This is a genomic window from Roseicyclus persicicus, from assembly GCF_012395815.1.
GTDB classification, from domain to species: domain Bacteria; phylum Pseudomonadota; class Alphaproteobacteria; order Rhodobacterales; family Rhodobacteraceae; genus Roseicyclus; species Roseicyclus persicicus.
Genome location: NZ_JAAZQQ010000002.1, coordinates 864,175 through 886,575, shown reverse-complemented (window position 1 = coordinate 886,575; position 22,401 = coordinate 864,175). Strand labels below are relative to the sequence as shown.

Sequence of the window (22,401 nt, the reverse complement as noted above, 5' to 3'; positions counted from 1 at the left end):
TCAATCTCACTCCTTGATCCTAAGCGATATCACCCCTTCACCCCTGCACCACGCGAGCAGCGCGCATTTGCGCGGGAGAATGTTCTGCGAACTTAAGGGCCACCTTTTTGGGCCCAATGGGTGGGCCACCGTGCAGAACGAGAAACCTAGAACAGTTGAAGGTTTTTGGCTGGAGATCCCGATCTCGCGGCGCCAAGATTTCAAATGATTTCGAGGAAGCTTGAAGATGCCGATGAGAGGGTCCCGACGGCTGGTCGAGAGCTGCACACCGTTCAAGATCAAGGACGTCGTTGCAGCCGGTCTGCATGACGGCAGCGGCGCGCTCTGCCTCGAGAAGGGGCCCGCCGGCCTGGACTTCTCCGTAGTCATCGAGGGTCATGGCACCTACCTCGATCTCACCCTCTACACGGGCTGGGGTGACGAACGTCAGCGTATCGAGCTGTCAAAGACACCCGCCCACTTCGGTGGAAGCCGATACTGGCTCCACTGCCCTCGCTGTAGCGCCCGCGGTGCGGTTCTCTACCTGGTCAAGTCGTTCGCCTGTCGAAAGTGTCACGAACTTCGCTACACCGCACAGTTCGAAAGCCCCCGCGAGCGCATGCGGCGCAGGTTGCTCAAGATACGAGAACTCATCGGATCAGACCTCGTCATCGAAAATCCGCTCAACCCGCCTCCCAAGGGGATGTCCGTTAGGAAGTGGGAGCGGCTGCTCGACGAGTACGAAGAGGTGCTGGAGGCTTACAGACGCGAGCTACGCCAGACGCGCGCTTGGCGGAACGACGCGCCCAGTACGCGAAGATCACCGGCAAATCAGGCTGTCCACCCTGAAGGCCGTATGGGTCCATGAGATATGCACCCGCCTCACGGTTGCGTGGCTCGCGTGGAGCATCCTCCGCTCGATGAGCACGGGAGTGGCGACCCCTCAAGAAGCAACTGATGGTGGTTGTGCGGGTGGTTTGTAGGGTGAGGGAAGGGCAAACCCAAGTAATTTCCGCACCATAATTTTCGATTTGGTGCATGAGCTGGGCATTGAACATCCAGAAATGCAGTGACGCCGACATCGCAGTGCTCGCCCAAGTGATCTTGGATGGCCGTTGGTGGCCACACAGCAGACATCGCGCCGCGCTGCAGCGTACGACCCCTGAGAGCCCTTCTCGGAATTTGGTGTCCCGCGCAGCATCCGCCACAAAGGGCGGGAATCGGCCCGAAGCTGCCATTCCCCGAAGGTCGACTCGCTGCGGCGCAACTGAGGTATTGCGGCCATTCATGCATCTTGCCGCATCTTGGGTGACGTGCGGGCGGTGTGGCTCAATACCGATGACGCGAAACTTGCCTGCGGGTGGCGACCGCGTTTCGCAACCAGTCGCGGCAGCACGGCACGACTTACCGAAGGTGGACATTTCGGGTGGGCAATCTCTCACAAGTCGCCGACGGTCCTTGGCTGCACGCGGACGCTTCACACCACGGCGGCATAGTCGCCACTGCCCCACTAAACCGTGGGCACCCCCAGAAAAAGGCGACCACCCGTTCTCACTCTGATACCGTGACTGCCGGAGGGGCCGCGAAACTGCCGATGGACTGCGTTCATTTCACAGAATTCACGTTGCAGCGCCGCGCGCGGCGCCTCGTGCGGGGCGGCGAAGACGTCGTGATCGGCGCGCGCGCCTTCGATCTTCTCGATCTTCTGATCACCTGCCGGGACCGCGTGGTGGGGCGTGACGAGATTATGGCCGCGGTCTGGCCGGATACCGTCGTGGGCGAGAACAACCTGAACGTACAGCTCGCGAACCTTCGGCGGTTGTTGGGGCCTGACGCGATCGTCACTGTGCCGGGACGCGGCCTGCGTTTCGCGCTGGAGGTCTCGTCGTCCGGTCCGCTGGCGCCCGGCCTTCCCGACCGGCCCTCGGTCGTCGTCCTGCCTTTCGCGGATCTCGGCGGCGACCCCACGCTGTCCTGGATGGCGGACGGCTTCGTCGAGGACATCACGACGGAATTGTCCCGGTTCCGCGACCTCTTCGTCGTGGCGCGCAACTCGGCCTTCGTCTACCGGGGCATGCCGCGCGACCTCAGGGTCATCTCGCGCGAACTGGGCGTCCGCTACGTCGTGGAGGGCAGTGTCCGCGCCACGGCCGACCGTGTGCGCGTCACCGCGCAGCTGATCGACGCCCATACCGGGCGGCATGTCTGGGCCGAGGTCTTCGACCGCGACCTTGCCGGGCATTTCGACACGCAGGCCCGCGTGGCGCGGGCGATCGTGACCTGCCTCGCGCCGCAGATCGACCGGGCCGAGGCCGAGCGCATCCGCATCGCCGCGCCAGAGGACCTGACCGCGCACGGCCTCGCGCTGCGGGGCTGGTCAGTGATCTCCGCGGGCGACATGGCCTACGACCCCCTCCCGCGCGAGGAGGCGGCGAGGTTGGCACGGGCGGCGCTTGAACGCGATCCTGCCTCCGGCCTCGCGTGGCGCGTGCTGGCCTGGGTCGCGTGGTGGAACGTCTATCACGCCACCACGCCCTCCGTGCCAGACACGCTTGCCGGCGGCATCGACGCGGCCACGAACGCCATCGCCGCCGATCCGACTGACCACCACGCGCGGCGGCTCAGGGCGCTCCTGCACTTCATAAACCAGGATGCAGGCGCGGGCCTGCCCGAGCTTCGGCAGGCGCACGAGATGAACCCGAATTGCGCGGTGACGCTGGCGTGGCTTGGGCTCTACGAGGGTTTCCATGGCGATGCCGGGCGCGGTGTCCCGCTGGCCGAGGCCGCGCTGCGCCGCTCCCCGCGCGATCCCTCGCGCGGCTCCCTCCTCGCGGCGCTTGGCTTTGCGCAGTTCGCCGTGCGCGACTACGACGCGGCCGCGCAGGCGGCGGAAGCGGCGCTGGCGGAGGCCGCGAGCAGCGCCACGCCCCTGATCCTCGGCGCGATCGCCTGGGTCGGCGCCGGGCGCATCGACCGGGCAGAAGCGGCCTTCGCACGGGTCGCCGAGATCGCGCCGACGCTGGTCGAGGCGCGGCTTGCGGGCCGATGGCTCGCCTCGAACCCCGACTACCTGGCGCGCGCGAATACCTTCTTTCGCATCGCCGCCGGCCTCGCTCCGGCCGAGGCGGCGGATACGCTCAGGTAGCGGCGCAACCCGCGGTTTATATCTTTTTATCCGCGCTGGGTGACGCCCCCGTCCCGGCTGCGCCACCCTGACCGAGGACCGAACGGCATCACGCCGCCGGTCGTCGCAAGGGAGAACCCATAATGTCTTTTTATCTGTACCAACTGGCCTATTCCAGCGATGCTATCAAGGGGATGGTCGCCAACCCGAGCGACCGCGAGGCGGCTGCGCGCAAGCTGATCGAGGCGCTTGGCGGCAAGCTGCACCACCTGTTCTTTTCCTTCGGCCAGTACGACGTGGTCTGCCTGATCGAGGGACCGGACGACATGTTCATGATGGCGGGCGCCGCGGCCGTGGCCTCGGCCGGCACGGTCTCGGCCTCGGCGACGACCAAGCTGATGACGCCGTCCGATGCGATGGCCGCCCTGAAGAAGGCGGGCCAAGTCACCGGCGCGTACAAGGCGCCGCACGGGTAGCGTGGCCCATGTTGCGGTGATCGTTGCAGCAAGGGGCACATGAACGGACATGACCAAGCAGGACCACGACTGGATCACGCTCCACCGGGTGCGCTTCGCCGCGCCGATCGCCGCGCGGGACCGCAGCTTTCCGGCTCTGCCCGGCGCTGCGGTCTGGCGGTTCTGCCCGCAGCATACGCCCGGCGCGGACGGCTTGACGACCCTGACCTCCGAGATCTGGGGCGGGCTGGGGATCTGGGACAGTCGTGCCGACGCCGAGGCCATGCTGTGCGATCCGGGCGCTGCGATGCCGTGGCTGGCGGAAGCCGTCGCGGCGTGGCACTGCCTTGCCATCCCGGTCTCCCATCGGGGCAAGGTCAACTGGCGCGGCCATGTCGAGGATGGCACCGCCGTGCGTCCCGCCCCGGCCGATCCCGGCGGCCCGCTGGTGGTCGTCACCACGGCGGGGTTCCTGTCGCGCGAGGACCGGATGCTGCCCCGCATCCGGCTGTTTGTCGAAGGCGTGTCGGAGGTGATGGCGTGGTACGGTGCGCTGCCCTCGAACCTGCGCAACGACGTATTCAACGGCCCCGACGGACGCGAGGGCTTCACTTGCTCGCTCTGGCGCTCGGACGAGGCGATGCGCGAGGCCGCCTATCACGACGGCCGTCACCGCGCCCGGATGGAGCAGAGCCGCGCAGGGCTGATGTTCGACCATTCGTCCTTCACCCGCCTGCGGGCGCTGCGCAGCCATGGGGATTGGAACGGCGATCCGTTCGCTGAATTGCAGGAAGGAGCCATGACATGACCGAGTCCATCGCGGCGATTGCCGCCGCCTACACGGCCGCGTGGAACAGCGGCTCGGCCTCGGCCGTGGCGTCGTTCTACGCCGAGACCGGCGGCATCGTCATCAACCGGGGCACGCCCTGGACGGGTCGCGCGGGCGTGCAGGCCATGGCCGAGGGATTTTTCGCAGATGTGCCCGACCTGACCCTGACCTGCGACGGGCTGCGCGTCGCGGGCGATCATGTCGTCTACCTGTGGACCTTCACTGGCCACCATGCCGGAACAGGCAACCCCCTCCTAATCACGGGCTGGGAGGAATGGGATATCGACGCGGACGGCAAGGTCGCAGCCTCCCGCGGGTGGTTCGACGCCGCCGATTACGCCCGCCAAGTGGCACCTTGAGCCAACCCTTCGCCGATGCCCGCGCGGTGCGCCGCGGGGTCATGACACCCGCGCCTTGACGCCGCAATGATGGAGGCACGCATGTCCGCCACCCCCGAACCACGCCGCCGCATCTATACCGATTCCGTGTCCGACAGCGCCCGCTGGGACGCCTTCGTGCCGCGCGCGGGGGATATCGTGGTCTCGACCCCGCCCAAGTCGGGCACGACCTGGACACAAGGCATCCTTGCCATGCTGATCGCGGGTGACCCGGAGGTGGACGCGCAGACCTCGATGAAATCACCCTGGATCGACATCACAATTCGCGATCTCGGCGAGGTCATGGCGAGGCTCGAGGCGCAGGAACACAGGCGGCAGGTCAAGACGCACACGCCTTTCGATGGCATCCCCTTCTGGCCGCAAGTGCGATATGTCACGGTCTATCGGCACCCGATCGACGTGCATTTCTCCTACCGCAAGCATCTGGCCAACATGGCCCGCGACGTCGGACAGGCCGCTCTGTCGGAAAACCCGTCCGAGAGCTTTCAGGAGTTTCTGGCGGAAGACGTCGATCATCGCGGCCTCGGGCCGATCCTTGACCACTACCGCTGCACACTGTCGCGCGAGCCCCGCGAGAACCTGATCCGGCTGCACTATGCCGACATGTTGCGGGATCTTCCGGGGGCCGTGGCGTCGCTGGCCGCGCATGTCGGCATCGCCCATCCGGCCGGGGTCATGGCAGCCATCACCGAGGCCGCGACATTCGCCAGCATGAAGGCCAACGCCGCCCGTTTCACGCCGTCGGCCGGACAGGGGTTCTGGAAGGCCGATGCGGGCTTCTTCGACAGCGCGACGTCGCGCAAGTGGGAGGGCGTGCTGACCGATGATGACCTCGCGGCCTATGATGCCAAGATGGCCGTAGCCCTGACGCGCGAGGAACGCGCCTGGCTTGAATGGGGAAATGCCGGCCGTGGCTGAGGCGGGCGGCCCGCGCCGCGGCGATGGGTCCGCGCGACTCGAACGCCCCAGGAAAAGGAAGGGCAGGGCATGCCTGAATTGAGCCATCTGCGTTTTCCGGGCACCGTCATCGGCCTGGCCATCACCGCGTCCCGCGGCGACGCGAAGGAGAACCGCCTTGGCTGACATGCCCGACCCGTTCGTCCACCATCCCGAACTGCGCGACCGGATCGCGGATCCCGAAACCTCGCCCTTCCGGACCTTCCGCGCCGCGGACCTCGTCGCGCAGGAGCCGCATTTGCGGGACTGGGTGTATCCCGAAGCACGGCGCGCGGCGCTGCGGGCCGAGGCGCTGGCAGGCCATTCCGGCGACCTCTGGGTTTTCGGCTATGGATCGCTGATGTGGAACCCCGCCCTGCGCTTCGCCGAGGTGCGGCGCGCGCATGTCGCGGGGCATGCCCGCCGCCTGATCCTCGTTGAATACCGGGGCGGCCGCGGAACGATGGAGGCGCCGGGCCTGATGGCGACGCTGGATGCGGGCGACGGCTGCGATGGGCTGGCCTTCCGGATTGCCGCGGCGGATGTGGAGACCGAGATCGACATCCTGTTTCAGCGCGAGATGCTGGCGCCCGGCTATCTCGCGCGGTTCGTCCCGGCCCGCATCGACGGCGCGGAGGTCCGCGCGCTGAGCTTTCTCGCGGATCACGCCGTGCCCGATATCCGCCCGGACCTGACGCACGAGGAACAGGTCCGCTACGTCGCCCACGGGGCGGGCGACCTCGGCACCAGCCGGGACTACCTCGCCGGCATCGTCGAGCATCTCCTGCTTCTCGGGATCGTCGATGCCCATTGCACGCAGCTCCTGAGCGACGTCGATGCCCATCGCGCGGCACTGGCACGCGGGACGACATCCGCATGACCGCCCTCGTTCCCTTCTTCGACGGCCACAACGATTTCCTCCTGCGGCTGCTGAAGACGCCTGCCCCGCGCGAGGAGACCTGGCTCGGCGCGACGGGCCGCGGCCATCTCGACCTCGCCCGAATGAAGGCCTCTGGCTTCGCGGGCGGGCTCTTCGCGATCTTCGTGCCGCCGGCATCGAGCGGCCCGCCGCCCGACTTCAAGGCGCTGATGGCCGACCCGCCCTATGCGCTTCCGATGCCGCCCGAGATGACGCACGCGCAGGCCCAACCCGACGCGCTCGCCATGGCCGGGCTTCTGCACTGGATGGCGCGGGCGGCGCCGCGGGATTTCCGCGTCTGCCGCTCCGTGCTCGAGATCCGCTCCGCGTTGGAGGTGGGCACCATCGCAGGCGTCATGCACATGGAGGGCGCGGAGGCCATCGGCCCCGATCTCGACGCGCTCCACCTCTTCCATGACATGGGCCTGCGGTCGCTCGGCCCGGTCTGGAGCAGGCCCACGATCTTCGGCCACGGCGTGCCGATGGCCTTTCCCGGCTCGCCCGATACGGGGCCCGGCCTCACCGGCAAAGGCATCGACCTCGTCCGCCTCTGCGACGACCTCGGCATCCTGATTGACCTGTCGCACTTGAACGAAAATGGGTTCGACGACGTGGCCCGCGTCTCGACTGCACCGCTCGTCGCGACCCATTCCAACGCCCACGGGCTCTGCCCCAGTCCGCGCAACCTGACCGACCGGCAGCTCCACATGATCCGCGAGCGCGGCGGCATGGTCGGTTTCAACTTCGCGACCTTCTACCTGAACACGGACGGCAGGGCCGATGGCGGCCCGGGTTGGGACACGATGCTCCGCCACCTCGACCATCTGATCGCCGAGGCGGGGGAGGATCACGTCGGCCTCGGCTCGGATTTCGACGGCTGCGTGCTGCCCGATCTCATCGGCGACGTGACCGGCGTTCCACTTCTCTTCGAGGCGATGGGCGCGCATGGCTACGACGCGCCGCTGATTGCCAAGCTGGCGCGGGAGAACTGGATGGACTGCCTCGACAAGTGCCTGACCTGATGCGGCACCGGTGGTCAGGCACAAACCCCGCTGCCCGCAAGCGGCCGAAGATAAGGACCGTGCGATGAACACGATCGAAATTGTAAACTGCGACCGACTGCCCCGAAAGGATGACCTGAACGCCATCCTGACCCAACACTACACCAACACTGTCCAGCGGATGCAGGACATGGGTCTCGGGATCGATACAGCCGCGCTGCAAAGCGCGCTTGCCGAATTCTGGGCACACGCGGAGGACTACCTGCCGCCCGATGGCTGCCTTGTTCTGGCGCGCGACGAGGCCGGTCAGATTGGCGGGTGCGGCATGATGAAACGGTTGGACCCCGATACTGGCGAGTTGAAACGGGTCTTCGTCACCAAGGCTGCGCGGGGCACCGGCACCGGTCGTCGGCTGATCGAAGCGCGCATAGCGGCTGCGCGCAAGATGGGTCTGAAAAGGCTGGTCGCCGATACGCTGACGTCCAATGTCGAGATGAGCAGTCTCTACCCCAAGCTCGGTCTTGTCGAGGTCGCGGGGCCTTTGGAAACGACGACCTTTCTCGATCAGCCGATGCTGCGTCCACATCTGCACTATTTCATCATGGAGCTGGAGAGGCCGTAACGCGTCCTGTGCCGCGACCCTCCCGTTACCGTTGCGCTATCGTCTGCCAGCCATCGGCATCACCAGAAAGAAGGAGACCGCAATAGCCAGAATTTTGCCAAATGTCGGTGCCCATACCGGCAAACGGATTGCCGGACACCCCCGGCATTAAAGCCGCCTGTATGGCCTGACGCTCATCCAACTCTGCGAAGTCTGGGTTGCGGCGGAGGCTGCTCATGATGCCGATACCGGCGTCAGCAAAACCTACCTCGACCTCCTTCCTGCTTGGCCAATACTGGGCACAGATGAGAAGCTCCGGGGCTTCGCTGTGTTCCGCGGTGTTTCGGACGATCTCACGTATCGAGTAAGAGAGCGTGTCGAACAACGCGCCCTGATCCGTTCGGGTCAGGACTCCTGCAAGCTCGCGCGCTTTAGCTTCAATCACATCACCAACGTCGATCCAACGGTCGGCTGCCTCTCGTCTAGTCTCCCCGACATCTAGCGCTGTGATTGGCACGTAGTTATCGTTTCCTTGGGCTGCCCCGGGCGCATTGCCGTGCCGCAAGCCAAATGAGCGAAAGAAGCCGAGATGAGCAGCTTAGGTGTGGTGATCGTGGTTTCGCGCGCGACAGCGGCAGTCTGGGCGCGCGTCCCGAAAACGCTTTAGAATGATGGCAAGAAGCAACATCGAAAATGGCGGAAACCATCGCGCGCGACCGAAGTCGAACTCATAGATGTCTGCCACCGGCAAATCTTCCAACTTGGCAGCGAACGCCAGAATTGAAGCGGGTGCCAAACTGTTGGGGATGGTTACGATCATGGTGGCGACTTACTAGCCGAGATCGATTTCGCGCGCTGCTGCTCGGACACGGTCATCGAGGAATGCATTCTTTCGCCGTTCGTCTGAAGCCTCAATCTGCGCAGTCATGTCCAAGACATGTTGCATCCAAGGTCCGACCAACAGCGCGCGGACGTCGGAAAATGTCCAAGTCGAATACTCGTTGGAGAGGTCCTCGATCAGTCCAAACCTGGCAACCTTTTTGCCCTCTGCGACCACTTCAATCTCACCGAAGCGGTACGGGTCACCCGGAGCGGAGGACATTCCCTCATCGCGAAGTATCAACTGGTAACGCGTTCCCTTGAAGTTGAAGCCAACAGTTGAGACTTTGACGTTCCGGTAGGCTCCTTGCTCCTCGCTGCTTCTAACTTCGATGTCCTGCACGTCAAAGCCTACGTATTTCTTGAAGTCATCCCGCTTGATCCACGAAGGCCAGTACTTCACATGCTCAGGCAAGCAACGGCCAAGCGCATAGGCGAGGCGGCTCTCTTTCACCAGTTTCTCGGCTGCTTTAACGGTTTCGTAGGCGTTCTTGAGCTCCGGGTCCGCCTCTGGCCGTGCTGCCTTGTGAGCGGCATCGGAGTAATTCTTAAGTGCGGCGGCGAGAGAGGCTGTCGCCTCTCGGAGAATTTCAGCCTGAGGCTTTGGCGCTTCCGGAGCCATGAGAGAGTCCGGCTTCTCAGGGGCTAGGGGCTGCCTTTTCTTCCAGAACACGGCCTTACACTCCAACCCCTCACGTCCAATTTGGGAAGCTTGCGTTGTCGGAGTTCCCTACTGGAGCGCACATTTAACTCGAGCCTGAGAGGCCATTCCAGCAATTTTTGCCAACAATCGCTTCTCGCGAATGTCCGACCCAGCGAGACAGATCGGTATTCTTGCGTTCGCAGAGAAGGTCCGGTTCCCGCCGGATGCGCGGACAACGCTCCCGGAGTCGTGATATCCTGCGCCTGTCGGCAAGACCGAAGAAGGGTGGGCACGGTGGACAGGGGGTAGTCCCATGTCTGTCGATCTTCTTCCCGTCCTCCGTCCTGTCCGAGTTCCTTGGAACAAGGGCCGCATCATCGGCCAGAAACGTCCGCTCCTGCCGCAGCATGTTTGGTCCATCCGCGTCCGCCTCGACATGGCAGGCAACGCACGCGACCTCGCCCTTTTCAATACGGCTGTCGACAGCAAGCTGCGGGGCTGCGATCTTGTCGGCCTCCGAGTCCGCGATGTCTTCGCCGCCGGGCGCGTGAAGGAGCGGACCTCGATGATCCAGAGCAAGACCGGGAAGCCGGTCCGGTTCGAGATCACAGAGACCACGAGGGTTTACCTCGAGCGCTGGATCGGCGACCCGGAGATGATCGGCCTCGAGTTCCTGTGGCCCAGCCGGATCCACGGCAGCCCGCATCTGTCCACGCGACAGTATGCCCGGATCGTCCGGGGTTGGGTGACGTCGCTCGGCCTCGAGCCGGGCGCCTACGGCACGCATTCCATGCGAAGGACCAAGGTCGCGCAGATTTACAAGAAGACCGGCAACCTGCGTGCGGTCCAGCTGCTGCTGGGGCACACGAAGATGGACAGCACGGTGCGCTACCTCGGTGTCGACATCGAAGACGCCTTGTCACTCTCCGAGGGGATCGACCTGTAAACACTCCACCGGCCGGCACACCATGCGCCGGTCGGCCCAGAGCCGCCACTCCCTTCATTTAGTGCAGCGATCCGAAGCTGCCTTTCGTGGCGCCGTGCAGCATCGTCCGGCAGGTCGAAGGCCGCGGTGCTTACCCTCCGGAACTTCTTCGTGCGAGCTCCTCCCCCTACACCTGACCGGCTAGCCCCGCGCATGACAGGCTCGTGATATCTTAGGCGTGTTCGCCCAAGTTCTGCCATCCAAGAGCGTGATCGATGCGCGCGTCGCGGCTACGCTGCATCGCCGTGATCCCCAGAAAGGGATCCTTTATGCAACCTACCTGCTTGTGACCATTGGGAAATGTGTGACACCTTGCTAAAATCAGGAATCAACCTAGCGTACTCCGTGAACAGGGAGCGCATGCCTCACAAAACCTTTTCCCTGGAGAACAATCCGTTTCGAGTTCTCAAAGCCAATTATAGATCATCTGCAGCCGAGATCTCTGATCTTGTCGAGGATGCGGAACTTGATGGTCTTCACCACGAAGATGAGTTGCAGAAGGCCCGTCAGGCCCTCGTCACTCCGAAGTCACGCCTGCTTTTCGAGCTGTCGTGGTTGCCCGAGCTGAGCCAGCTCCAAAAGAGCAAACTCGAGGAACTCTTGCGTCAGGCCGACCCGGCCGTCATTCTGACCCAAATTGATCACTTTCCAGATCTGGCGAGAGCGAACATCGCCGCACACCTCTGCTCCAAGGGGAATGCCTCAATTGAGGTCGTGCATTCATTGGCTCAAAGTTGGGACGAAATTGATGAGGCACACCTCCTTAAGTTCTTGAATGAGGAACGTCGCTCATCTGGTTTTCCAGCGGTGGAAGAGAACCAGCTCCGGGACGGATTGAGGGATATCCGCCAGCGCCATGCCACCGCCGCTGCGAACTGGATATGGTCGCTGCCGCTTCCAGGGAAGGGGATGAATGGCGTTGTAGAACGGGAGCTGGAGAGGAATCCCGAAGCATCGTTCCTTCGGCACCTTGTCGAAATGTATGACAAGGAGAGTGAACCTCATCTTGCCGTTATCAAGGAATCCGTACTGACTGCGACCACGGCGGCCAGGAAGGTCTCGGCTGATTTGCCTCAACATATCAAGGATATTGAGAAACTACTCGAATCATGGGATTCGATCAATCAGCCAGTCCAAGTGTATTCGCAGTTTCGAGGTCAGGAGGAAGGACGCTCCAAGCAATTATATGAAATCGTCCGCAAGCTGTGCCTTGAGCTTGCCAATGATCACGGTCGTTATGAGGAGGCTTTGAGGCTTTCGAGCGCTCTCCTGACAACGTTTCCAGAGCTTGAATCGGTAGCGGAGTCGCTCAAAGAGGACATCACCGCCCTCGAGTCCTTGTCCCATCAGAAGAAGATCTCCGACAAAGTGGATTCGCTTGTTGAGGCCTGCGAGCGCGCGAAGAAGAACGCATCGCGTTTCGGTCATGCCTTGAGGTCTAATGGCTTTTCTGAGAGCGGTGGCCGAATTCTGAGTGATGTCGTGAAATCCTTTCACGATGCGAGAAAGTCTCTTCCAGAGCCTGGTGTTGCTTACCTCGTCGTGCGGGATTTGGCACTTTCGCTCAACAACGAAAGCAACGATTCGCAGTCTGCATTTCTTTTGGTTGACGCCCTGATTGAACTTGGCATTGGTAAGGGGCCCAAGGAGGTACTCGAAAAGCTGCGGGAAGAGAGAGCTATCCTGCACAAGAACTGGAAGATGAAGGAACTGGAGCGCCAAAGTGGAAATCTGAATGGAATGCTTAAGGTCGTCGATGACATGCTTGTCTTCGCCAACCCTGCGGACCGTCGAGATTTGGAGAAGCTCAAGTCCAAGATTGAAGGCAAGAGGTTTGCCAAGAAAGCAAAGTTCGTGATCTTTGCAGGGATCGGTGCCGTCATTCTCTATTTCGTGCTGATAGATGAGTTCAGCCGACCAGCATCCAGAACTACTTACAGCCCGCCTGTCTCAGAACGAAGCACGGCAGCGGCACTGCCGAGCGTTTCAGATCCATATCAAGAGGACATGCCGCCGGTGGGAACTGGGCGATCCTTAACTCGCAACCAGGTTAGATACTGTATCTTCCAAGGTGTTCGCCTAGACTATATCCGCCCGTTGACTACGACCAACAGCCAAATAGACAGGTTCAACGCCTTGGTGGCGGATTTTAATGCCAGGTGTGGGAATTTTCGCTACACATCCGGAGTACTTGAGTCAATAGAACGAGAGGTAGCGGGTAGAAGCGCTGCGCTAAGAGCCGACGCGCAAAGGATTGTGAGCTCGTGGTAGGGAGTCTTGAGATATCAGGTGTCGATCAGGAGTTGGTCGCACGTCTTTGTGTGGAGTACTGGAAGCTCGTTAGGGCTAGCCAACGTGCAGCCCAGCAAATGCCAGACAAGGATGGAAAGCGCATGGCGGCTCAGGTAAAGTTTTCCGATTTGCAGCTTACGACTATCTCTGGACAGCTTGGCTTGAACCTCGTTTCTTTTGATGGTGAGCCATTTGCGGCCGGAATGCCCGCATCGGCCGACAACGGAGACGACTTCGGCGAAGACGATGACCTCGTTGTCGCCAAGACGATCGAGCCTGCCGTCGTTCGAGAGATGAAGGTGGTCCACAAAGGACGGGTTCTTGTTGCAAAGCGCAGCGATGAAGAGCAGGAGGAATAGCTTTGTACCTGGGTATTGATCTCGGAACGTCCAATTCAGCGGTCGTGGGCAACATCAATGGGTCAACGAGGCTCTTCAAGACTTCAGATGGCTCCGATGTCCTTCCTAGCGTTATCTACCTAGACAAGCGTGGACATCGGTTTGTTGGGAAAGCGGCCCAGGATCGGATCACCTCGGCGCCCGCAAACGTCGCGGCCGGGTTCAAACGGCTGATGGGCACCAAAAGCCCGGTTCGAATTGGAGGCCAAGAGTGGTCTCCCGAAGAATGCAGTGCGGAGATCATCAAGACCCTTGTCGGGCAAGCTCTGACCGAGAGCGGCGAGCGAATGGTTGAGGGAGCGGTGATTACTATTCCCGCGGCCTTCAACCAAATGCAGAGTGAGGCAACGATCACCGCGGCGAGGATGGCGGGCCTAGAGAGAGTGAGCCTCCTCCAAGAACCGGTGGCTGCAGCGATGGCCTCAATCGCGCACAGCAAGCAGAAAGACGGGGTCTTCCTTGTCTATGACTTGGGTGGCGGGACCTTCGACGTCGCTCTTGTGATGAGTACAGGCGGTGCAGTGACAGTGGTTGCACATGAAGGCATCAATATGCTCGGCGGTCGGGACTTCGATCGCATCGTGTTTGATAGCGTGGTACGTCCGTGGCTACTCGACAACTTTTCGTTGCCGTCGGACTTCCAGAAAGATGCAGCGTACAGGCACCTCTCGACAATCGCACATCGTGCAATTGAGAAAGCAAAGATTCAGCTTTCTGCATCGGAAACAGCATCAATTTTTGCAAGTGAAGACGAAGTTCGTGCCGCTGATCAAGATGGAGAGGACATTTACCTGTCCATAGATTTCACCCGCGGACAGCTCGTTTCACTCATCGGGGATCGTCTCGAGGATTCGATCAATCTGTGCAGAAAAGTCATCACAGAAAATGGATATAGCCATGGAGATATTTCCCGCATTGTGCCAATTGGCGGCCCTTCAAAGATGCCAATTGTTAGGGAAATGCTTCAATCCCAACTCGCGATTGAAGTAGAGCAGGGTCTTGATCCCATGACTGCTGTCGCGGTGGGCGCCGCGATATTTGCAGAAAGCAGACAGTGGGAAGGCGATCAGTCAGCCCGTAAGACGAGTCGTGGACAGGAGACCGTAACTGGTACGATTTCGCTGACTTTGGATTTCAAGTCGAGGATCGCGGAAGATAGCGCCCGGGTGAGAGTAACTCCTACCTCTGAGATTCCTAGCGGGTTTGAGATCGAAATCGTGGACGAAGCTGGCGGTACAACTGGTCGGAAGCCATTTGACGGGGTCGTGAATCTGAGCGTGCCGGTTCGGAAAGATGGGGAGAATCGCTTCGTCCTGACAGTTCATAATGCTGCAGGTCGAAGTGTGGAGGACCTTAGACGCGAGATCATCATAGTTCGCACTCAGGCGAGCGCTGCGAGCATTCCCATGACTTACACGCTCGCAGTCAAAACGCAGACAGGCACGGTTGGCTATGAGCGGAACCGTCTGGAGCCGATCCTAAAGAAGAGCACCGCACTGCCTGCTGAAGGGCGGCATAGGTTTCGCGCGGGCAAACCGCTCAAAGCTGGGGAGGATGACTTCATCACTTTCGAATTCTACGAGATGCGCGAAGGTATCGATGATCCTGAGCGCAATCTTCATATTGGTGATTTCAGGATGAATGGTCGGGAGGACCTGGAGCGAGGAGAGCGCATAAACCGCGGAGACGACCTGATTGTTCACTGGAAAATGAGTGATAACGGCACCCTAAGTTTCGCGGTCGAGTTGCCGCACCTCGGGCGCTTGATCGACTCCCATAACCTGTACCTCGCTCCGGGAGGACACATTAACTTCGACGGGCAACAGGGAGCAGAAGTGGCTTCTATGCTTTTGGAGCGGGCCCAAGACGACCTGCAGGAACTCAACGAGACGCTCGGCGGCAAGGCGGATCCGTCAGGTGATCTCCGGGCGCGCATAGAGCGCCTTGATGCCGCGCTCTCCACCTCTGTTGATGCTGATACGCACAGATCCGTTGCGGAAGAGGCGCGCCGGTTGCGGCAGGAGGTGGCTCTACTGCGCTTGGCACCGGAAAATGAAGAACGGGTGCTGACGAAAGAGGTCAATGAGCTCGAGGTTCAGTTTGACGACATTCGGGACGACGCTCACCCGGTTGACGCAGATCGGCATGAGAAGTTGCTGGCGACAACGCGTCGGGCCATCCGCGAGCGTGATTTTGATACTGCGAGGAATTCACTTGATGAAATGCGGAGTATTCGGCTCAAGGTCTTGGCCGAAAGCCCTGAGTTTTTGCTCGCGATCTTCCAGAGCCTCGGAGAAGAGAAATTCCTGGCCATTGATGAGCAGCTGCATGACCGTCTTGTTGCGGCCGGTATTGCGGCGGTGAAATCGAACGATGTGTCTGGATTGAGAGGCGTTATCGGTCAGATGTTTGCCAACAGGGTATCCGGTGGCGGCGACGCTACCGACATCGTCGAACTGGCACACATCCTTGGGGGTTGATGAGGCAGTGGCAGCGGCAGTTTGATCGGAATGTTTGGGGAGGGTGATGATTCTTTTGTGCGTGCTAACCGAGCTCTGTAAGGGCCGGTCACTGCGCATCGCGTCGATCGCCGGGCAAGGCGTGTACGACAGCTGTCTGTGAATTGCCGCGCATGCAATGCCGCAACCTCATGGGCCGCTCTACGCCCCTCGCGCACGCGGCCACGCGCTTGCCTTGAGCTAAATGTTTCGAACAAGCGCGCTTACGATTGCAGCAGACAATTCAGCCCCGACCCTCTGAAATCCCATGAGCCGCGCTACTGCACGGACAAGGTCTTCTTGCGGCACCTCCCCGCTCTCCTGCAGGACAACCCTTGCAGCTGCAGCTATCTCCACTGGGGGCAGGTAAGCAGCCTTGAGAAGTGCCCCTGTTTCCGCGCTTCGATCTCGGACCGGAGGTGCTTCGGCCTGTTTCCGTGTCATCAGAAACGCGCCATCACGTTGCAAGTCCTTGTCCCGCTGCATGGCCGAACGCACAGCGCGGACAGTCGCATCAGCGATGCGATTACCCGTCCGCGACCGCCCGAAGGCCGCTGCGATCCGGCGCGCAACTTCATCGCTATGGATCGGTCCTTCGATCGCCACGATGCGCGATACAAGCTCGGCCAGCTGTTGTACCGGCGCCTCATGGGGTTCGATCGAGGAGCGGATCGACAGATCGGCCCTGACATAAGCGGGCGCCTTCAATGCGAGATGGCCGATGTCGATGGCATCAGGCTGTTTCGCAACAGGCTCGGCCGGCAGCGTGGCGCGTTCGCTTCCGTGATTTGCACCGCGCACCCGGATGCCGTCATCCATGGCGGCGCGAGCGCCTTCCAGCGCGGTCCTGAGACGTTCGATCTCGCGGGCGCGATGGTGGAACCAGTCCGTGCTCCAGATTCTGTGAAAACGCCATCCGAGATTCTCGAGAATGCCCTGCCGGAGCCTGTCGCGTTCCCGCGCCCAGAGCGCCGCATGATAGGCCGCGCCATCGCATTCCACGGCGAGCAGGTACTGGCCGGGCCGGTCGGGGTGGCGCACACCGATGTCGATGCGAAAACCGCGGCTGCCGACCTGCGGATCTGCCAGAAAACCCTGTGCGCGAATGACCCGTGCCACATCCTCTTCGAACGGGCTGTCGGCATCGAGGCCGGTTGGCGCATGGCTTTCGATCTGGCCAGTCTTGGCGAAATCGAGGAAGCGCTTGAGAACACGCGGCCCTTCGCGGCTGCTGCGCGAGGGGTCGATATCGCCCGGATCGAACGAGGCGAAAACCTCGCAGCGCACGCGTGAGCGGGAAAAGAGCACATTCAGCCGCCTCTCGCCACCTTCCCCGTTCACGGGCCCGAAGCTCATGGCGGGCAAGCGCCCATTGGGCTCTTGCGGGCCGTAGCCGACCGAGATCAGGATCACGTCCCGCTCGTCACCCTGAACATTCTCGATGTTCTTGACGAATACGTCCTCCGCCTTGCCCTCACGGAGGAAGCCGTCCAACACCGGGTCGCGGCGACGCTGCAGTTCCAGTACCTCGGTCAGCATCGTCGCCTGCGCCTTCGAAAAGGCGACGACCCCCAGCGACAGGTCGGGCCAGTTCCTTGCATGATCGGCCATCGCGGCTACCACGGCCTCGGCTTCGATACGGTTCGTGCCTTGACGCCCCAGGCCGCTGCCGCCCCGAGCATAAACACCCGGCACGCGGCGGAATTTCAGCCCGTAGTCGGGATCGAGCTGGAGGGGAGAGGGGGGCAGGACCAGCCGATCCTCGTAGAATTCAGCGTTGTTCACCCGGATCAGCGAGGGATCGCGCGATCTGTAGTGCCATTCCAGCATCCGCTGCCGCAAGCCGCGCGCCTCGCACAGCGAAAGGATGCTCTCCATGTCCGAGGCGGTTGCACCGACGACCGTCTCTTCCTCGTCCTCATCGTTCTCTTCGACATCATCAACAAGGCGGTCGAAGAAGGATGTCGGCGGGAGCTGTTTTTGATCTCCGACCACGACGATCTGGCGCGCCCGCGCGATCACGCCGAGGGCATCTTCGGGGCGGATCTGCGAGGCTTCGTCGATCACGAGGATGTCGAACTGTGCGCTGCCCGGAGGCAGGAATTGCGCGACGGAAATCGGGCTCATCAGCATGACGGGTTTGATCCGTTGCACGATCGAGCCTGCGTTGCGCATGACCCAGCGGATCGGCTTGTGCCCGCGCTTGCGTGCAATCTCGCCTCGGATGATGCCCATTTCCCCCATCGTTCCGCGCGGCATCTGTTCGAAATGCCGGGACAGGATCAGGTTGCGCGCTGTGTCGATGCGATCCTTCTCCAGATCGGCGAAAAGGCTGACGAGATCATGCCGGTTCAGTTGGGGCAGGTCGTTCAACTCGGGACGGACGCGTCGGGCGGCTGTCCATCGGGCCTCCGCGCAGGCATAGGCGAACTCCTGTGCCGCACGCGCAGGCGGAACGCGCTCATCGGCCACGGCATCCACGACCCCTTCGGCGCCCGCCGTGACAGCGGTGGCGATAGCCCGGGCAAGACCGACCCAGTCGCTATAGCGATCAGGTTCGGCAGCCATTTGGGCAAACGCATCGCGGACTTCGGCCAAGGACGTGCGGTCGATCGGGCTGCCAAGGTCCGCATGGGTCAGATCAAGCTGCAGGCGCGCGATGGGCGCACTGATCCGTTGGAGGGCAGTGGCCGTCAGTGCTGCAAGGTGGTCGGCGGCCTTGACCGGATCCGGCATGGCATCCAGCGCAGCGCTGAGTTGTTCGCCGTTGGCGATGGCGCCCGTCTTGTTCAACCGGGCCATCCAGCTTGCAGCCGCGGCTGCCTTGGCGAATGGCATTCGTTCACCGCGCCAGGCCGGTCCGAGCGTGGCTTGAAGCCAGGGTTCCTCATCCGCCAGCGCGCGCCGCAGCGCCTGAATCTGCACGATGCGATCCACCAGTGCGATGCGCTCGGCAGCACTTTTGGGCAGAGGTCCTGCAAGAAGACCGGCCAGTTCCCCCGAAGCCCGGCGATAGCCGCCGAACAGGCGCGAGAAGAACGAGGCTTGCCCACGCGCGAGCGCGGCGCGCATCTCTGCGACATCGGTGGTCCATGCGGCGACGGCGAAATCCGCATCGGCTGCCTGCCGAGCCTCAGACCAGGCCGATCCTGTGGCGAGCGCCTCGGCCAATCGGGGCGATCGGGCGTGATCGAACAGGGGCGCGATCCAGTCTCGCGCGTCAGGCGGCTGGCCACCAAGGCTGCGCAGGGAGGCCACAAGGCGGTCGACCTCATCGAGCGTCGTCGGCGCGCGAAGGCCGGTGATCGTGGCCAAGCGCTGGCCTTCGGCCGAGAGCACATCAATCGCACTGATCGCTTCGGCCAACTCATTCTCAAGACGGGCCAGATCCGTCGGTTGAAGATCCAGCGCACCGGTGCCGCGGAAGGGATGCGCCTCGGGCGGGCCGGAACGCCCCAGCGCCTCGGCATAGGCGGTCAAGGCAGCGCAAGCGCGGTCGCGCGTGGTTCGGTCGAGAGATTCCAAGCCATCCAGCGGGACGCATGGTGGCGGCGCCCCGTCGCCGATGAAGCCGACGATTTCGGTGATGGCGCGAAACGGCGTGTCGCCAGTTGGAGATAGGGGATCGTGGAGGAGCGACGTGATCCGGTTCAGCCTGTCGCGGGTGTCGCGCAGCCGGGCCGGGTCGGGCGCGCCGGGCAGCGCCTGGGCGCTGGCCATCAATGTGCGCCCCAGTTCCTGGGCGAGCGCCTTCTTGTTGGCGGTGCGGGAATGCAGTTCGAGGCAGATGTCCCGAAGCCCCGCGCGCACCAGACGATCATGCACGACCGACAGCGCGGCCATCTTCTCGGCCACGAAGAGCACCGATTTGCCGTCATGGGCCGCGGCTGCGATCAGATTGGTGATCGTCTGCGATTTCCCGGTGCCTGGCGGCCCTTGAACGACAAGGCTCGATCCCCGCCGGACTTCTTCGATCACGATCGTCTGCGAGGCATCAGCGTCGATGACCTGCACGATCTCCGCAGGATCGAGAATTTCGTCCAGTCGGTCGCCGGGCCCGAAGATAGGGCTCGGCGCGTCGAAGCCTTCGGCCAGAAGCCCGCGCAGAAGGTCATTCTCTGCAAAGGCACCCTCGGGCCAGGTCGAGGGGTCGAGGTCGCGATGCATGAGCAATTTGGCGAAGGAGAAAAAGCCCAACTGCATGCCATTCGCATCCAGCGTCCAACCGGGTTGACCGGAGACGGCATCTCGCACGGTGGCGAAATAATCCGAAGGCTTCCAATCCTCACTTTCCTCGATCTCGGGCATGGAGATGCCGAAATCGGTGCGCAGGCGCTGCTGCAACGGGAGGTTCGTCGCGATGTCGTCGTCGCGGCATTGGATGTCGTATGTCGAGCTGCGCTCATTCCGCGTCAACTGAACCGGGAGCAGGATCAGCGGCGCCTCGCGCGTTGTCTCGGAGGCCGGGCTCTCGCGCCATTGCAGGAAACCCATGGCCAGGTAGAGGATGTTGAGACCCTGCTCTTCCTCGGCCGTCTTTGCGTCGGTTGCCAGCCGTAGAAGCCTGCGCGCCAAGGCGTCGGGGCCAAGAGGGGTCTCGAGGATCGCATCAGTTAGGCGGTCCGCGCCTTCCGGAATGTCAGGCTCGGGCAGCGCCAGAAGCATGTCTTGCCCTTCGCCACCCTTGTCTTTCCCCATGGCCTTGAAGCGCATCTTGCGGGAAGACGCACGAAGGATCTCGTACACTGCATCGGAGCGCTCGTTGATGATGTTCAGGCAGTTCGCACGGGTATTGGCCCGGTTCACATGGATCAGGCGGTTCCGCGTACCCGTGTCCAGCAACCTGCGACGCGCAGCCTCGAGAACCCTTGAAATCGCTGGATCCGTCAAGACGACCTCGTGAACTAAACTCTCAATTAAAATCAATAAGGTAGAAAATGCCGGAACATGTCAATCCTGCCTCTATCGTGACGTAGTTCCTCAAGCTGTGTCTACCCGAAAGCGCCTGTACGTGTGCTGTTGAATGTAGTCCTGCAAACGGCTCCTTGCCGGCGTTTCATGAGGAGGGCGTCTCGCCGCTCCTGGCGCTATCGCAAACCTTCGCGTCCTTCGGTCGGCTTCCGCCCTTGTCGGAATCATGCTTCCCGCAGCGATCGTCCGGTTTCCGCCCATCGTGGCGGATACTGCTCGGGACACCACAGTTCGAGAAGAGCTCTTTGGGGTCGTTCACTGCGGTCCGCAGCAACGTCTGAACTCCAGCGGTAAACCGACGCTTCGCTGTACCTGGAGGAGGCGCGATCGGGATGCGTAGCTCGGTACGTCAAACCTACTCACTCCCGGCCTTTTCTGATATGAGGTCAACCGTCATCAAGAGCGGGGCGTCGCCCCCACCAACCTGCCCGACCCGGCAAGGTGGTCGTCCTTCGGGAGATGTGGCCGATCCGGCAATCTACGGGTGCAGCCTCATCAGAGTTGCGGTCGCCTTGTCCTTCCACTGAGGATCACATGCTGTCGCGACGAGATTTCCTGGCTGGCACTTCTGCCGTCGCCCTAGCGCCGCACGTGGAGCGCATCCTTGAGCATCACCTGCGCAGCGATGCTCCGCTGTTATCCGCGCCTGCAAGGCCGGAGCGCATCCTCTACATCGATCGCGATCCTGGGCAGCATGGCTTCCAGATCGTCACGGACGCTCTGCCGTTTCCGCGCAGGCTCGTGAAATACGACGTGATCGAGAATGCCTTCGGAGAGGGCGGTTTCCGCAGGCTGACGCAGCGCGATCACTGGCGCCTCATCGATGAAGGTCGTTTTCGTCGCGAGGATACCTTCCAGCCGTGTTTCGGCGACGGGTTTTACGCTGCATGGCTTGCCAACCATTCGCCCGCAGGCGAGGCCGCAGGTCTTCTTCTGGATCTGGGCCTTGGTCCGGAAACCGATGCCCCGGGTGACCACGGTCTCAGGTTCGAGGGGTGCGACGATGACGACGGTCGGAACCCAGCGGTCTGTTGTGAAAGCCCGGCATCGATCAGCCTACTGCGGGCTGTCCTTGACATGAAAGCCTGCATGATCGAGGTGCGGTTCCAGCAGCGTCCCAGCCACGCCGTCACGTGGGATGATCTCTTCCGGAATGGAGGGAACGTATCGGGGATCTAGCAGATGGTTGCCTGATGGCTGCCGGTGATGGTTCGGGCGATCGTCAACACAGGGGTGGCCAAAAAGGTGGACCAATTATAGACTCTTGATAATTAATAGCAAAAATTCAATAATTTAACGGGTTATTGTGGTGCCCCCAGAGAGACTCGAACTCCCGACCCTCTGATTACAAATCAGATGCTCTACCAGCTGAGCTATAGGGGCACGCCCGGCCCGAATACGCCAAGCCCCGCGGCTTCGCAAGCGCGGCGCGGGTTGGCAGCGGGCGGGCGGGCGGTATAGGGTCGCGGCCGGGCAGCAGTCCTTCGGGCAAG

At 62.1% G+C, this 22,401-nt stretch carries 17 protein-coding genes, 1 tRNA gene and 1 riboswitch; of the genes, 14 read left to right on the top strand and 4 right to left on the bottom strand.

Features of this window, described 5'->3' with window-relative positions:
• Positions 1–226: 226 nt before the first annotated feature.
• From HCU73_RS09775 to HCU73_RS09735, 9 genes are all read left to right on the top strand, one after another.
• Positions 227–847, top strand: a complete 621-nt coding sequence (locus HCU73_RS09775) for a hypothetical protein (protein ID WP_168623215.1) — start codon at positions 227–229, stop codon at positions 845–847.
• Positions 848–1,573: 726 nt separating this feature from the next.
• On the top strand, positions 1,574–3,124 hold the full coding sequence (locus tag HCU73_RS09770) for a winged helix-turn-helix domain-containing tetratricopeptide repeat protein (protein WP_210730549.1): 1,551 nt from the start codon (positions 1,574–1,576) through the stop codon (positions 3,122–3,124).
• Between the two features lie 122 nt (positions 3,125–3,246).
• On the top strand, positions 3,247–3,579 hold the full coding sequence (locus tag HCU73_RS09765) for a GYD domain-containing protein (RefSeq protein WP_168623213.1): 333 nt from the start codon (positions 3,247–3,249) through the stop codon (positions 3,577–3,579).
• 49 nt (positions 3,580–3,628) lie between these two features.
• Positions 3,629–4,366: a hypothetical protein gene (locus HCU73_RS09760; RefSeq protein ID WP_168623212.1), complete on the top strand. Its 738-nt coding sequence runs from the start codon at positions 3,629–3,631 to the stop codon at positions 4,364–4,366.
• Complete coding sequence (locus tag HCU73_RS09755; RefSeq protein ID WP_168623211.1) at positions 4,363–4,746, top strand: ester cyclase; 384 nt, start codon at positions 4,363–4,365, stop codon at positions 4,744–4,746. Before HCU73_RS09760 ends, HCU73_RS09755 begins: the two co-directional genes overlap by 4 nt.
• Before the next feature lie 81 nt (positions 4,747–4,827).
• Complete coding sequence (locus HCU73_RS09750) at positions 4,828–5,703, top strand: sulfotransferase domain-containing protein (RefSeq protein WP_168623210.1); 876 nt, start codon at positions 4,828–4,830, stop codon at positions 5,701–5,703.
• A 166-nt stretch (positions 5,704–5,869) separates the two neighbouring features.
• Complete coding sequence (locus HCU73_RS09745; protein WP_239025529.1) at positions 5,870–6,601, top strand: gamma-glutamylcyclotransferase; 732 nt, start codon at positions 5,870–5,872, stop codon at positions 6,599–6,601.
• Positions 6,598–7,662 carry a dipeptidase gene (locus tag HCU73_RS09740; RefSeq protein ID WP_168623208.1) on the top strand — a complete coding sequence of 355 codons (1,065 nt, stop codon included), beginning with the start codon at positions 6,598–6,600 and terminating at the stop codon, positions 7,660–7,662. The genes HCU73_RS09745 and HCU73_RS09740 overlap by 4 nt, the downstream gene beginning before the upstream one ends.
• 64 nt (positions 7,663–7,726) lie before the next feature.
• On the top strand, positions 7,727–8,263 hold the full coding sequence (locus HCU73_RS09735) for a GNAT family N-acetyltransferase (RefSeq protein WP_168623207.1): 537 nt from the start codon (positions 7,727–7,729) through the stop codon (positions 8,261–8,263).
• Positions 8,264–8,288: 25 nt separating this feature from the next.
• Here HCU73_RS09735 and HCU73_RS09730 read toward each other — a convergent pair whose 3' ends face one another.
• Both HCU73_RS09730 and HCU73_RS09725 read right to left on the bottom strand, forming a co-directional pair.
• Entirely contained in the window at positions 8,289–8,627 is a 339-nt protein-coding gene (locus HCU73_RS09730) for a hypothetical protein (protein ID WP_168623206.1), read from the bottom strand.
• Between the two features lie 447 nt (positions 8,628–9,074).
• Positions 9,075–9,743: a hypothetical protein gene (locus HCU73_RS09725; protein WP_168623205.1), complete on the bottom strand. Its 669-nt coding sequence runs from the start codon at positions 9,741–9,743 to the stop codon at positions 9,075–9,077.
• 334 nt (positions 9,744–10,077) lie between these two features.
• On the opposite strand from HCU73_RS09725, the gene HCU73_RS09720 reads away from it, so the two are divergent.
• From HCU73_RS09720 to HCU73_RS09705, 4 genes are all read left to right on the top strand, one after another.
• A complete protein-coding gene (locus tag HCU73_RS09720; protein WP_168623204.1) occupies positions 10,078–10,710 on the top strand; it encodes a tyrosine-type recombinase/integrase in 633 nt (210 codons plus the stop codon).
• Positions 10,711–11,109: 399 nt separating this feature from the next.
• Positions 11,110–13,020 carry a hypothetical protein gene (locus HCU73_RS09715; protein WP_168623203.1) on the top strand — a complete coding sequence of 637 codons (1,911 nt, stop codon included), beginning with the start codon at positions 11,110–11,112 and terminating at the stop codon, positions 13,018–13,020.
• 122 nt (positions 13,021–13,142) lie between these two features.
• Complete coding sequence (locus tag HCU73_RS09710) at positions 13,143–13,400, top strand: hypothetical protein (protein ID WP_210730548.1); 258 nt, start codon at positions 13,143–13,145, stop codon at positions 13,398–13,400.
• Positions 13,401–13,402: 2 nt separating this feature from the next.
• Positions 13,403–15,919 carry an Hsp70 family protein gene (locus tag HCU73_RS09705; RefSeq protein ID WP_168623201.1) on the top strand — a complete coding sequence of 839 codons (2,517 nt, stop codon included), beginning with the start codon at positions 13,403–13,405 and terminating at the stop codon, positions 15,917–15,919.
• A gap of 219 nt (positions 15,920–16,138) precedes the next feature.
• Here the strand turns inward: HCU73_RS09705 and HCU73_RS09700 are convergent, their stop codons facing one another.
• The gene (locus tag HCU73_RS09700) at positions 16,139–20,779 is read right to left on the bottom strand and encodes a DUF3320 domain-containing protein (RefSeq protein WP_239025493.1); all 4,641 of its coding nucleotides are present in this window, start codon (positions 20,777–20,779) and stop codon (positions 16,139–16,141) included.
• A gap of 517 nt (positions 20,780–21,296) precedes the next feature.
• Positions 21,297–21,399: riboswitch (SAM-I-IV-variant riboswitch) on the top strand.
• A gap of 43 nt (positions 21,400–21,442) precedes the next feature.
• Between HCU73_RS09700 and HCU73_RS09695 the strand changes: the two genes are divergently transcribed.
• Positions 21,443–22,087 (top strand): hypothetical protein, encoded by a 645-nt coding sequence (locus HCU73_RS09695; RefSeq protein WP_168623199.1) that lies wholly within the window; start codon positions 21,443–21,445, stop codon positions 22,085–22,087.
• A gap of 128 nt (positions 22,088–22,215) precedes the next feature.
• Here HCU73_RS09695 and HCU73_RS09690 read toward each other — a convergent pair.
• Positions 22,216–22,291: transfer RNA gene (locus tag HCU73_RS09690), tRNA-Thr, on the bottom strand.
• Positions 22,292–22,401: the final 110 nt, after the last annotated feature.